The organism is Polynucleobacter sp. es-GGE-1 (genome assembly GCF_018882005.1).
Lineage (GTDB): Bacteria > Pseudomonadota > Gammaproteobacteria > Burkholderiales > Burkholderiaceae > Polynucleobacter.
Window position 1 is genome coordinate 1 of sequence record NZ_JACVPE010000006.1, and the last position, 13691, is coordinate 13691.

Sequence of the window (13691 nt, forward strand, 5' to 3'; positions counted from 1 at the left end):
TAGTCAGACCACACTCAAGTTTGGATTATCAAACCCCAACAGAGTTTGTCGCTGGATGGCAAAAAGAATTAATAACGGGAGCCAGAGTTTCTAGATGAGATTGGTCCGATAAAACCAGACAGGTCAGTACTGCGAGCCTATCCATTTTGCCCCTTGAGAGTACGCGGGTTGGCTAATACTACTCACAGCAGAGGCGCCTATCAGGCTAGCCCCATATTGTAAAAATTGACGTTTTCTATTGTTTATCACTTTCATGATGTCACCTTTAGTCTGATGAAAATACCGCCCGCAGGCGGTATTTAGTCTTAATCAAGAAAAGAATTCTGAAGCTTATTTCGTTTTTACAAAAGTGACCCAGTTCGCCCCTTTACCTCCAGGAACTCTCTCGATTAGAGCGAGCTCGCCTGAAGATTGGTTAATAGAGTAAAGGGAAACCTTGTCAGATTTCTGGCCTGTAGCAACCAAAAATTGCCCGCTCGGATCAACATTAAATCCTCTAGGCATTTCCTCTGTCTGAGTGGTAAATAGATACTTTACTTTGCCAGTTTGGGTGTCCACTTCAAAGCCGCTTAAAGTGCTTTTTGTTCTTTCTGATGTGTAAAGAAATTTGCCGTTAGGCGTCAGTTTAATTTCGGCACAGAAGATCATATTAGAGTCATCAAAAGCAGTGGCTTCTGGGGATCCGGTAGGAGGTCTTGGTCTACCTGGCACTAACTTGCTATCACTTGGCAGGCTGGATACAGCCTGAATTTGAGTTAAGGCTCCTGTCTTGATATCTCTAGAGAAAACAATTACTTCACCAGTCATCTCAGTAATGACATAAGCGAATTTATTATCCGCCGAAATGACGATATGTCTTGGCCCCTGTTGTTTTTGAAGTGCTACTGAGCTGGCTGTCTCTGATAAGGGCTTTGCTTGAGAGGCATTAAAGGTATGAATTTTGATCTCATCGGTACCTAGTTGTGGAACATAAACAAACTTATTGGACTGATCAAATACGATCGCATGCGGATTCTTTCCACCACTTGGGAAGGCCTCAGCTGGAACGGGATTGACGTAACCATTTGCTTGAATTTGGTTAACGCTATTGTTGTGGCCTCCAAAAGAGGTAGCCAATAACCATTTGCCGGTTTTATCAGTCGAGACGCTAACCATGCTGTCGGGCAATGGGATTGCACCAGTCCATTTCAGCTGTCCATTGGCTTGATCAATTTGATACATGTATAAAGAAAAGGGCTTGGAGCGCACAGAGGCATACAAATTTTTATTATCTGGTGTCACCGCCATTGGCATCACAAATTTTCCAGCGGGGAAACGACCAACTGAAGTTAAGTGGGGACTTACCCCAGCCGTGAGTTCATATGCTGTGATGTCAGCATCCTCAATATTGGAAATGTAAACATAAGTTGCGCAATAAGCGCTGGTTGTCACTACTAAACTTGTTGTTGCAAGCGCCAGATTTCTGAAGATTGTTTTTTTATTCATGTTGTCTCCCATTTATTTTTTAGCTATTTGATATTAGATGTTGTAGCAGTATTTTGTATTGGTATCTTCCCTGTTTTAGTTCTGGGTTTATGCTAACCCTTTTGGATGTTTTTAGTGGATTACTTTAAATAACGTTGAGATTTTGATTTATATTAACCCTTACCTCTATTTCTTCGAAAAAACACCTCATGCCAAGTGACTCAAAGGGCGGCCTTAAATTAATCAACAAAGATACTCTTTGGGATAAGGCTTATTTGTCTTTACGAAGTGCATTGTTAGCTGGTAAGTTTGTTCCTGGAGAGCGCATCATTTTGAGAAAGGTGGCTCAGGATCTCGGTATTAGTCTTACGCCTGTTCGTGATGCCGTGAATCGCTTGGCTGCTGAAAATGTACTTGAAAGAGGTGGGGTTGGCCAAGGTGGGGGTGCATCAGTACCCCTCTTGAATGCCAATGAGTTTGATCAACTGATGTCGATACGCAGTAGCTTAGAGCCCTTGGCAGCTGAAGCAGCTGCAAAAAATGCAAGCAAAGCTGAAATTGCTGAAATTTCAAAACTATTGACTCAAATGAGAGATTTGGCTGAAACCGGAAATCTAGCCTCTTATTTGGATGCTCACTACAAGTTTCATTTTGGGATTTATAAGTTAGCCAAGCAATCTATCCTTTTGCAGGCAATCGAAGGCGCTTGGCTGCGCTGTGGGCCTACCTTAAATCTTGCGCTACCGGAGTATAAGCCCGGTCAAAAAAGACACAAACATCATTTGGCTGCTCTAAATGCGCTAAAAAAGGGTGATGGTATTGGGGTTGCCCAAGCTATTCGTGCTGATATTGATAGTGCTCGACTGGATATCTGTAATTTGCTAGATTAGTTCCGTTGTTTAAATAAGGGTTAATAGTGTTTTCCCCTCATGAATGTTATTTGTTATAACATTGACATATTGCGAAGCGAAAGAAGTGAATATGAAGGTATTTAAAACCGTTTTCAGTGCAATGGTGGCATCTACTTTGGGTGTTTTTGCAGCTTTTGGATCTGCCATGGCTGCTGATTTCCCGGCTAGGGAGATAAAGTTAGTAGTGCCCTGGAATGTTGGGGGTTCAAACGATATTTCTGCCCGACTGATTTCAAAAATTATGGCTGATGAGGGAATCACAGTAGTCGTGGACAACGTTGCCGGTGCAACTGGCACTATCGGCATGACTAAAGTTGCTAATGCAGAACCTGATGGCTACACCATCGGCATGGGCACTAGCTCTACGATGGCAATGATTGCGCAGGGCTTAACGCCGCTGAAAAACGAGCAATTTTCACCAATAGCGCGAGTGACCACAGATCAATTGCTACTGCTTGTTCCTAAAGATAGCCCAACTAAAGACTTGAATAGTTTTGAGGCAATGGTTAAAAAGAAACCGGGGAAGATATCGATTGGCACACCTGGTAGTAATAATTTAAATCATATATTTGCAGTGATGACGGGAAATGTTGTCAACTCAGAAATTATTACCGTTCCCTATACCGGTGGCGCTAAAGTCATTATTGATTTAGCTGGCAAACAACTAGATGCAGCAGTATTAAAACCGTCTGAAAGTAAAGCGCAGATTGACTCCAATATGGTGATGCCTTTAGGTGTATTTGCAAATGAGCGAATTAAATCAATGCCCAATGTTCCTACCTTTAAGGAGAGGGGTTATAACGTTTTTCCATATGGACCATTAGTGCAAATGGCATATCTTGTAGCTCCTGCAAAGACTCCACCAGAAATTCAAGAAAAATTAATTGCTATTTTTAATAAGGCGATTCAGGATCCCCGTTTTAAGGCGGCATCTGAAGATGGTGGTGCGCGAGTCGACAGCCTTACTGGGAAAGCTTTGGGCGCTGAAATTACTGCCGTGACAAATACTTTGGCTGAAGTTGGAAAAAAAGTATTTTCTGAAAAAAAATAATGATCTGAAATTGAAAGAAGCTTGATGAATCAAATTAAAAAAGTAAGCTGTCATGTTGTTTCCGCTCCAGTAGAAAAGCCCTTTACCTCCTCTAGAGGTTGGATTTATAAAACCAGGGGATCGTGCATTGTTGAGATTGAAACAAGCGATGGCATAGTGGGCTGGGGAGAGTGTTATGGGCCGTCCGCTGTATCAAAAGCATTTATTGATACTCAGTTTGGTCCTCGCATTATCGGCAGAGATCCTTTTGACGTCGAAGTGATCTGGGAAGATCTCTATAACCGCATTAAAGATTACGGCACTACCGGTATGGCAATTTCGGCTATTAGCGGAATTGATATTGCCCTATGGGACATTATTGGCAAGTCTTGCGGAAAGCCAATTCATAAGTTAATTGGCGGCTCTTATCGTGATGAGGTAACACCTTATGCTACAGGTCTATATTTTATTGATATGGATCGCTTGATCGAAGAGGCAGTGGAAGAGGCGATTGAATTTAAGCACAATGGCTTTACTGCTATCAAGATGAAAATTGGTTTAGGTGACTTAAAGCTAGATATCAGACGAGTAGAGGCGGTTCGAAAAGCAGTAGGAGATGATATGCGACTCATGGTTGACGCTAATCACTGTTTTACCGTACCCCAAGCCATCAAGATTGGTCGAGAGCTTGAGAAGTTAGATATTGAATGGTTTGAGGAGCCCATCTCTCCTGAGGATTTAGATGGTTATGTCGAAGTTACTCGTGCCCTTGATATGGCTGTAGCGGGGGGTGAAAATGAATTTACCCGTTGGGGATTTAGAGATATTGTTGTACGCAAGGCGATGGATATTGTGCAGCCAGATGTTTGTGCTGCCGGCGGTATCAGTGAGTGTCGCAAGATTGCAACCCTTGCGAGTGCGCATGGAGTGGAGTGCGTTCCGCATGCCTGGGGATCGGTGATTGGGGTGGCTGCCACTTTACATTTCTTGGCAGCGCTTCCAGATCAGCCCCCTAGCTTTAAAGGCAACCCGCCATTATTCGAGTTTGAGCAATGTGAAAATCCATTCCGCGATCTATTATCAGTTGATCCTATTGTGCAGCGTAATGGCAAGATAAGCGTACCAAAAGGCCCAGGTCTTGGTATTGAAATCAATCGTCATATTCTTGATCAATATCGAGTAGCCTAGTCCCCTGTTATGCGTTACTTAACATTTATAACAAATGGTCAAGCGCCGAAAGTAGGTGTCCTGCTGAACGACTCTTTGCGTGTTCTTGATCTTTCACATGCAAGTTGCAGTGACATTGTGGGGGGAGTCAGCCTTAGTTTGCTCGAGATGGTCAAGGCAGGCTTGCCATCGATCACCAAGAAAATCACCAACAAAATTGAGAGTGGTCGGTATGACCAGGATGCCGTGGTGAATATGGATTCCATTTCGATATGCTCTCCAATTCCTAACCCAGAAAAGATTGTTGGTGCCGCATATAACTTTACCGATGCATTAGATGAGCGTTCAATGCCTTATCCAACTGAGCCTGTTATTTTCATTCGCTCTGGAAATACCGTTATAGGACCCAATGATCCCATCTTGATTCCGCCGGATGTTGGTAACGTAGGTTACGAAGCGGAGTTGGCCGTCATTATTGGTAAACGGGCTTTGTTCATAGAGCCAAAAGATGCGATGGCTTGTGTGGTGGGTTATACAGTGCATAACGATATCAGCGGTAGTGGCATGATCAAGCAAGATAACGGTAACTTTGTTAGGGGTAAGAATATGCCCGCTTCTGCTCCTTTTGGACCCTTTCTAGTTACGGCTGATGAGGTAACAAATCCTTATGGTATTCAAATTAAATTGGATGTGGATGGTAGGTTGTTACAGAATGGAACAACCGGCACGATGCTTTTCAAAATCGCAGAATTAATTTCTTATATTTCTAAGCAAATGCCACTAGAGCCTGGGGATATCATCGCAACAGGAACTCCAGCAGGATTGGCGATGGTGCATCAGCCAACTGCATGGCTTGAACCTGGGCAAACTGTCCATATAGAGCTTGAGGGCTTAGGAGTACTGAATAATCCAATTAAAAAGGGAGTGCCATTTCTTGAGTAAAAGATTTAAGGTTCTTTTAACCAACCCAATACATCCTGAGTGCCATCAGTCGCTCATCCAAGAATGTGATGTAGTCGTGGCTCCAGACGCAAAGCCCGAGACATTAAAAGGGCTGATATTGGAGTGTGATGGCTTAATTGTTCGTTGTCAGTTACCTCAAGATATTTTTGATCATGCGCAGCAACTAAAAGTAGTAGTGCGCCATGGCGTAGGATTAGATTTCATTCCAGTTGATGCCGCCACTAAGAAAGGAATACTGGTTGCCAACTTGCCAGGTTCCAATACAAATGCGGTTGTTGAGTATTGCCTGGCCGTCATTTTTCATTTCCGTCGTCGCCTAGATTTCATTGATTCCCAGTTACGTAGTCAGGGATGGGCAAAAGCGCGTCCGCTAGCAGATCCTTCAACCGAGATAGCGAATACAACCTTAGGAATTATTGGCTTTGGGGCTATAGGTAGCAAATTAGCAAATGCAGCAACTAGTTTACAAATGAAAACCATTGCACTTACTAGACGACCAGAGGCGCTACCAAGTGAAGTTCGCTCAGCTACAAAAGCGGAGCTATTTTCTCAATCGGACGTGATAGTAGTCTGCTGCCCCTTAAATGAAGAAACGCGTGGACTGGTGGATCAAACTTCAATTTCTATGATGAAGTCTAATGCTATCCTAATTAACATTGCTCGTGGTCCAGTGGTGGATACGCAGGCGATCATCAATGCACTCAGAACGAATGCAATTGCGGGTGCGGCGATGGATGTACATGATCAGCAGCCCCTGTCTGGAGAGGAGGCTGTCTTTGATTGTCCAAATTTATTGCTCACTCCCCATATAGCTTCAATTACTGCTAGTAGCATGCGCGGCATGAGCGAGGGCTCTGTTAAGACAATTCTTGCTATTCTGAATGGACATCGTCCCGATAATATTGTTAACCCAGAAGTATTTCCTTCATTGAGAAAATCATGACAAGTAATCCAATGCGTATTGTTAAGTTAGAGGCTGTACCTATTTCTTTTCCTGTCCCCGAAAATAAGTCTGTACGACTCGGTATTGGTAAATGTGTAAAACGTGACTCAGTAATTGTTCGCATCGAAACTGAAGATGGTCATATTGGCTGGGGTGAGGCGCATCATGGACGTGCTCCAGGTGCAATTGCAAAGCTGATTGATACAACGATGCGGGAGTTGGTTCTCAATAGTGATGCGATGGATATTAATGGCATCTGGGCCCGAGTTTATAAAATGCAAATCTCTAGCCATGGGATGGGCGCAGCTGCGGTATTGGCTTTGAGTGGTATTGATATTGCACTCTGGGATATACGCGCTCAAATCATGCAACAACCTTTGTATCGGATGTTAGGCGGCGCCTCTAAAAAGATTAAAGCCTATGCAGGTGGCATTGCATTGGGCTGGCAAGAGCCAGCATCCTTGGCTAAGGAGGCGCAAGAGCATGTGGCGACAGGATACCGCGCATTGAAGTTGCGAGTGGGAGATACCGCAGAGAAAGATATTGCAAGAGTCATGGCTGTTCGTAAAGCGGTAGGCAGTGATATTGATTTACTGGTTGATGCTAATACTAATTACACATTGGCAGATGTACGCAGAGTGATGCCTGCATTTGATGAGGCTGGAGTGAGTTGGTTGGAGGAGCCATTTCCGCCGCAGGACAGAAAAGCATATCGCATGGCGCGTAGTTTAGGTCGAGTCCCATTTGCGGCTGGAGAAAATCACTACACCCGCTACGATTTCTCAACGCTATTGGACGATGGCGACGTGCAGTTTATTCAACCGGATTTATCAAAAACGGGCGGTGTGACTGAGTCCATGAGAATTGCCGCTATGGCGAGTGCTAACAAATTAACCATTAATCCCCATACTTCTGCTACCGCAATCAATATGGGGACGACCATTCATTTTCTATCCGCTATTGATAATCCTGGATATTTTGAGGGAGACGTCACTTCACTAAACCCCTTTAGAGATGAGATGATGGATAAAGCTGCCTATGAGCTTGATTCAGAGGGATATGTGAAACCATATGAGGGCATAGGAATCGGGATGAAGATAAACCTAGATTTTGTAAAAGATCACCCATTAATTGATGGGCCTTGCTACATTTGATCTTGAGAATTTAATAATTAACTATTCTTTACTCATGAAGCGGTAAAAATGGAGACGAAATGAGCCTGGTGATTAATCCCCAAAATCCTACAAATCCAAATTTTGTTGGTGTGGTCAGTGGAATAGATTTGAGACGCCCTTTGGATGAGCAAACTATCAAAGCTATTGATGATGGTATGAATCAATATGCAGTATTGGTTTTTAGAGATCAACCGCTAACACAAGATGAGCAGATTGATTTCTCGATCCAGTTTGGGCCTCTTGACTCAGGACTGCGCAAGGCTACTGGAGCGCCAACGCGCTTTAAGTATGATCAGCTCATTGATATCGGCAATGTTGCAATGGATGGTTCTGTTGCTGATAAAGATAATAAAAAACTCATTGGCGTTCTTGCAAACCAGCTATGGCATAGCGATAGTTCATTTCAAGACCTGCCAGTGAAATATTCAATGCTATCAGCCGTAGTCGTTCCTGATGAGGGAGGGCAAACGCAGTGGGCAGACCTCAGGGCTGCTTGGGATGATTTGCCCGAATCAACCAAGCGACATATAGAAAAAAGAACGGGATGGCATTCTGCTTTTCATTCACGAATTCTCTTGGGTGATAAGGATTACACCCCAGAGCAACTTTCTAAATTTCCACCAGTTGAGCGCCCCTTGGTTTTTACTCATCCTGGTTCTGGTAGAAAAGTTCTCTTTCCTAGTGTTCATATATCCGAGGTGAGTGGTATGTCTGTTCCTGAAGGTAGATTATTGGTAGCGGAATTGATTGAGCATGCAACTCAAGCGAAGTATGTCTATGCGCATGACTGGCGTCCTGGAGATTATGTAATTTGGGATAACAGGGCTACTCTTCACCGCGGTACTCGCTATGATTTATCCATTCGAAGAGATTTAAGAAGAACGACAACTCTGGAGCGAGAATTAATGACTGCGACTGCTGAATCATGAAAAGTCCGATCTCTATGTCAACTATATTGAAGACACTTCTTGTAATTACTTTCATTTATTCACATTCATCTTTTGCGGATGTATATCCATCTAGACCCGTAAAGATGATTGTTCCATTTGCTCCTGGATCCGCTTCGGATACGGTAGCTCGAAGTGTTGCTGATAAATTAACGCTTGCTATGGGGCAGCCGTTCCTAGTTGAAAATCGTGCTGGGGCTGGAAGTACTATCGCTAATGATTATGTAGCTAAGGCCGCTCCCGATGGTTATACCCTCCTGATCTCTACAGCAGCATTACCAATTGGCGCCAGTGCATATCCTAATTTGAAATATGACACGGCAGCCTTTACTTCAATTACCGTTTTTACAAACTCCGCTCTAGCCCTGGCAGTAAACCCAGACTTTCCTGCAAAAAATGCGCGCGAGTTTATTGAGTATGCAAAAGCTAATCCAGGAAAAATAAACTTTGGGTCACTAGGTATGGGCACCTCTCATCACGTCACTGCTGAGAAGTTGAAATTAGATGCCGGCATTAATATGGTTCACGTCCCCTACAAAGGCTCTGGACCAGCGCATCTAGATCTTATGGGTGGACAAATTCAGGCTATGTTTGATAATTTAGTCGCACTGATGCCGCATTTTAAAAGTGGAAAATTGATTCCTATTGCTGTTACTACATCCAAGCGCCACCCACAGTTACCAGATGTTCCAACCCTGTCTGAGGCTGGGGTAAAAGGGTTTGAGGCTGTTGCGTGGTTTGGCATTGTTGCCCCACCAGGGACGCCTAAAGATATTGTTAATAAATTAAATATTGAGATTGTAAAAATCTTAAATACGCCGGAGGTTCGTCAGCGCTTGATCGATGGCGGATCGGAGGTGATTGGCAATTCACCAGACGATGCCGACCGGTTTCTAAAATCAGAAATTAAAAAATGGGGTGTAGTTGTACGTTCGGCGAAAATAAGCGCTGAATAATCAAATCATCCTTGCTGAATAACAGGTAAGTTAACTAATTACGATGTTTCCCTAAGCAAGAACCCGCTTCGGCGGGTTTTTTATTGCCAATCTACTCCACCAAATATCTACTACGTTGCACCCACTTGTCGGTATAGGTGGTGCTCATGGACTCTGAGTCCACTATCCTAAGCTAAGGTATAGTCAAAATATGGTGAAAGCCCTGCTTGTCAGAAGCCGAGGGTCATGGCATCGTATAAAACATATCAATAAAAAGTATCAGGAGACGTAATGAAATCAAGTAAACAGTTATTCCTTGGTCTACTCGCTTTTTTGGGTTTTTCTCAGGCTTTTGCTGCTGGCAAAATCGAGATGAATGAATACATGATTCAGAGTGATACTCCCGGTATTTCTCTGTATGTCCGCAATAAGCATTTAGCGGGAATGAAAAAGTTTTCCCCTGAAAAAACATTGCTTTATGTACATGGCTCAACTTATCCCGCAGAGACAGCGTTTGACTTATCTTTAGGTGGCATATCATGGATGGAATACATCGCTGCTAGGGGGTATGACGTTTGGCTAGTTGATTTGCGTGGCTATGGCAAATCGACCCGTCCACCAGAGATGGATCAACCTGCTGAGCAAAATCCACCGATAGTCCGTACCAATGTTGCCGTAAGTGATGTATCCAGTGCCGTAGATTACATCTTGAAGAAGCGCAACATTAATAAGTTGAATTTACTTGGATGGTCATGGGGTACCACCATCATGGGTAAGTACACAGCTGAAAATAATCAAAAGGTTAACAAGTTAGTGCTGTATGCACCGCAATGGTTACGTCAAGGCGGTGCGCCATTAACAGACAAAGGCGGTCCTTTAGGCGCATATCGTGTCGCTTCGGTTGCCGATGCCAAGAATCGTTGGTTGACTGGTGTGCCAGAGAGTGCCAAAGCCACATTGATTCCCGATGGCTGGTTTGAGAAGTGGGCTGCAGCCACCTTTGAAACCGATCCTTGGGGAAAAACACAGAGTCCTAAAAAACTGCGTGCACCCAATGGTACCGTTCAGGATGCACGTGAGTTCTGGACAGCAGGTATACCGGTTTATGAGCCTAAAGATATTCGTGTGCCAGTCATGCTGGTTCACGCAGAGTGGGATGCAGACCTACCAAGCTACATGATGTATGAGTACTTTACTAAGCTAGAAAATGCACCATACAAAATCATGTTGCAAATCAGCGAAGGTACTCACACCATCATTATGGAAAAGAATCGCATGTTGATGTTTACTGGTGTCCAGGAGTTTTTGGATAGTACATTTAAGCCAGAAAAATAAATATCAATATAGAAACTATTTGGGGGCATCGTGAAATTGAATTGCTTAATAAAGTTTTTTGGACTTGTCTTTTTAGCTAGCAATGCCATAGTAGCCTTAGCTGCCTATCCTGATAGACCCGTCACGATCATCATTGGCTTTCCGCCGGGCACAGGGACAGACACTGTGACTCGCATCATGGCTGATCGACTCTCTCAGCGTATGGGTCAGCAGTTTTTAGTAGATAACAAAGTAGGTGTTGCTGGCAGTATTGGTGCGGGCATTGCAGCGAAAGCGAAACCAGACGGCTACACCCTGTTGGTGAGTGCATCTGCACCCATGTCAATTAATCCGCATATCTATAAGAATCTGACTTATAACCCGCTGACTGATTTCACACCGATTGGCATGTTGGTATGGTTGCCGTATCTCATGGTGGTCAACCCCAATGATCCTGCCAATACCTTGCAGCAATTTTTGGCAAATGCGCAAAAGAGTGCAACTCCAGTGAGTTATGGCTCAACTGGTAATGGCGCAACTAGTAATTTAGTGATGTCAGTTTTAGCTAAACGAGCTGGCGTTGAAATGACTCAGATTCCTTATAAAGGAAGTAGCCAAGCGCAAGCAGATGTGATTGGTGGCCAATTACCTGTGACCTTTGATACGCTTTCTTCTAGCATTGCAATGGTGAGGGCTGGTAAGTTAAAGCCTCTTGCTGTAGCGACTCTGAAGAGGACAGAACTTGCTCCGGAAATACCGACAGTAGTAGAGCAGGGCTTTCCAGGCTTTGAAATTGGTGCTTGGCTCGGCCTCTTTGGTTCGCTAGGCTTGCCGCCTGCGATTCAAAAAACCTTGCTCAATGAAATCAACGCAATCTTGCAGGAACCTGAAACCCGTGCCAAGTTAGCTAAGAGTGGCGCAGAGGTAAGGATGTCATCTAACTCGGGTGAGTTTGCTCTATTCATAAAAAATGATAATGAAAATACCGGTAAGCTGATCCGTGATTTCAATATCAAACCAATGGAGCAATGAAGTAATGACTAAGAGTAATTATGTTGTCTCAGCTGCAGAACGCCAGGCACGCGTTGATTTAGCCGCTTGTTACAGACTGGTTGCCCATTTTGGAATGAGTGATCTGATTTATAACCACATCACTTCCAGAATTCCAGATAGTAAAGACGATCATATTTTGATTAATCCTTATGGATTGATGTACAACGAAGTCACCGCCTCTAATTTAGTCACGATTAATTTAGATGGCGAGGTAATTTATAACCCCAATCCTGATTTTGGTATTAATCAAGCAGGATATATAATTCATAGTGCGGTGCACCGTGCAAGAGAAAATGTCAGCTGTGTCATTCACACGCATACACGGGCTGGTATGGCGGTCTCCGCTATGGAGTGCGGTCTTTTACCAATTACGCAAACATCCATGCGCTTTCATGGCATTAGTTATCACGACTACGAAAGTGTTGCGATAGATCTTGATGAGCAAACCCGTTTGGTGGCGGACTTGAGCGATCAAACCGCCATGATCTTGCGGAATCATGGTTTGCTAGCAGTAGGGCCTAGCGTAGCGCAAGCATTTAATACCTTATATTGGTTGGAGATGGCCTGCAAAGCTCAGGTGGACGCACTCTCTTCAGGAGTGAAGCTCACCATGCCCTCAAAAGAGGTGATAGAGAAGACGCATCATCTCTATCAGCCAAACGTCAGAAGGCCTTTTGGTGAAATGGAATGGCCTGCCATGTTACGTATTGTTGAAAAACTAGATCCTGGCTACAAAAATTAATCCAGTACCTCAGTAAGCTCAAAACCGCTAGAACACAACCTCTACTAGTGGTTTTTGATTGATGAAGTTTTGGATATTCTGCGTGACCGATTCGATACGTCTCGCATCGAGATCATCCGTCCAGCTGGCAGTGTGTGGCGTCATGATGACATTGTCGAGTTCATGAAACGGAAAGGCCGATGGCTGCATCTCTAAGTTTTCAGTGTTGGCATATTGATACCAAACATCGAGTAGGGCGCCACCAATCTGACGATGCTTCAGGGCTTGATAAATAGCCTCTTCATTAATAATGGGACCTCTAGCCACATTAATGATGACACCTGTTGGCTTCATCTTTTTTAGCGTACGTTCATTAATCAGGTCTCTCGTACTGTCACTGAGAGGAGAGGTGATGAGGATATAGTCGCTCTCAGAAAGTAATTCATCAAGATGCGAACTGTCTTTCCACCATGCCAGTCTTGAGTCTTGCTTAGGGTTACGACTAATGGCCAGAAACTTCATACCAAAGGGAGTGGCTAATTCAGTAACACGCTTTGCGATGTGGCCGAAGCCTATAAAACCAATGGTTTTATGCTGAATTTCACTATGCTTCTTACCTCGCACAATCGATCCGCCGTAAGTCCAGCGACCTTGACGTAGCTCGCGATCCATTAAGCGCATATTGACGGCAAACTCTAAGATGCCGAGCATGACATATTCAGCGATTGGCTCAGAGTGTTGGTTGGTGTTGCAGACCTTGCAGCCCGCTGGTAGCCAATCTGGATGAAGCCATTCCATTCCAGAAAATGGTACCTGAATTAACTGTAATTGCTTGCCAGCCCTAATGAGATCTTCAATCAGTTGTTTATCTTTTGAATAGGTCAGCTCTGCTGTTACTACCAGAATGCTGGCTTTAGATGCTAAGTCAAATAGCTCAGCTTTGGGCTGTTCAATAGTCCAATGTTGTATTGCCCACTGATCTCCAAGTACTGCACTAAGTGGATCAATGAAGATCTTGCCGTACTCTCCAACAACCAGAATATTTTTGCTCATATTTTTTTACTTAAT

At 43.9% G+C, this 13691-nt stretch carries 13 protein-coding genes; 11 read left to right on the forward strand and 2 right to left on the reverse strand.

The window, feature by feature from the left end:
- Positions 1 to 330: 330 nt before the first annotated feature.
- Positions 331 to 1485, reverse strand: coding sequence for a beta-propeller fold lactonase family protein (locus ICN35_RS04865; RefSeq protein WP_216124765.1), 1155 nt, complete (start codon positions 1483 to 1485; stop codon positions 331 to 333).
- Between the two features lie 188 nt (positions 1486 to 1673).
- Here ICN35_RS04865 and ICN35_RS04870 point away from each other — a divergent pair, with 188 nt between their 5' ends.
- From ICN35_RS04870 to ICN35_RS04920, 11 genes are all read left to right on the forward strand, one after another.
- Entirely contained in the window at positions 1674 to 2354 is a 681-nt protein-coding gene (locus ICN35_RS04870; protein ID WP_216124767.1) for a GntR family transcriptional regulator, read from the forward strand.
- Between the two features lie 91 nt (positions 2355 to 2445).
- The gene (locus ICN35_RS04875) at positions 2446 to 3426 is read left to right on the forward strand and encodes a tripartite tricarboxylate transporter substrate binding protein (protein ID WP_255535710.1); all 981 of its coding nucleotides are present in this window, start codon (positions 2446 to 2448) and stop codon (positions 3424 to 3426) included.
- Positions 3427 to 3450: 24 nt separating this feature from the next.
- Positions 3451 to 4593, forward strand: coding sequence for a mandelate racemase/muconate lactonizing enzyme family protein (locus tag ICN35_RS04880; RefSeq protein ID WP_216124776.1), 1143 nt, complete (start codon positions 3451 to 3453; stop codon positions 4591 to 4593).
- Positions 4594 to 4602: 9 nt separating this feature from the next.
- The gene (locus tag ICN35_RS04885; protein WP_255535711.1) at positions 4603 to 5514 is read left to right on the forward strand and encodes a fumarylacetoacetate hydrolase family protein; all 912 of its coding nucleotides are present in this window, start codon (positions 4603 to 4605) and stop codon (positions 5512 to 5514) included.
- Positions 5507 to 6478, forward strand: coding sequence for an NAD(P)-dependent oxidoreductase (locus tag ICN35_RS04890; RefSeq protein WP_216124777.1), 972 nt, complete (start codon positions 5507 to 5509; stop codon positions 6476 to 6478). The genes ICN35_RS04885 and ICN35_RS04890 overlap by 8 nt, the downstream gene beginning before the upstream one ends.
- Positions 6475 to 7632: a mandelate racemase/muconate lactonizing enzyme family protein gene (locus ICN35_RS04895; RefSeq protein ID WP_255535712.1), complete on the forward strand. Its 1158-nt coding sequence runs from the start codon at positions 6475 to 6477 to the stop codon at positions 7630 to 7632. Before ICN35_RS04890 ends, ICN35_RS04895 begins: the two co-directional genes overlap by 4 nt.
- Before the next feature lie 59 nt (positions 7633 to 7691).
- The gene (locus ICN35_RS04900) at positions 7692 to 8582 is read left to right on the forward strand and encodes a TauD/TfdA family dioxygenase (RefSeq protein WP_216124778.1); all 891 of its coding nucleotides are present in this window, start codon (positions 7692 to 7694) and stop codon (positions 8580 to 8582) included.
- Between the two features lie 104 nt (positions 8583 to 8686).
- Positions 8687 to 9556, forward strand: coding sequence for a tripartite tricarboxylate transporter substrate binding protein (locus ICN35_RS04905; protein ID WP_216124779.1), 870 nt, complete (start codon positions 8687 to 8689; stop codon positions 9554 to 9556).
- Between the two features lie 270 nt (positions 9557 to 9826).
- Positions 9827 to 10870, forward strand: coding sequence for an alpha/beta hydrolase (locus ICN35_RS04910; RefSeq protein ID WP_216124780.1), 1044 nt, complete (start codon positions 9827 to 9829; stop codon positions 10868 to 10870).
- 30 nt (positions 10871 to 10900) lie between these two features.
- Entirely contained in the window at positions 10901 to 11881 is a 981-nt protein-coding gene (locus tag ICN35_RS04915; protein ID WP_216124781.1) for a tripartite tricarboxylate transporter substrate binding protein, read from the forward strand.
- A gap of 4 nt (positions 11882 to 11885) precedes the next feature.
- Positions 11886 to 12644 carry a class II aldolase/adducin family protein gene (locus ICN35_RS04920; RefSeq protein ID WP_216124782.1) on the forward strand — a complete coding sequence of 253 codons (759 nt, stop codon included), beginning with the start codon at positions 11886 to 11888 and terminating at the stop codon, positions 12642 to 12644.
- 27 nt (positions 12645 to 12671) lie between these two features.
- Here ICN35_RS04920 and ICN35_RS04925 read toward each other — a convergent pair whose 3' ends face one another.
- Entirely contained in the window at positions 12672 to 13676 is a 1005-nt protein-coding gene (locus tag ICN35_RS04925; protein WP_216124790.1) for a 2-hydroxyacid dehydrogenase, read from the reverse strand.
- Positions 13677 to 13691: the final 15 nt, after the last annotated feature.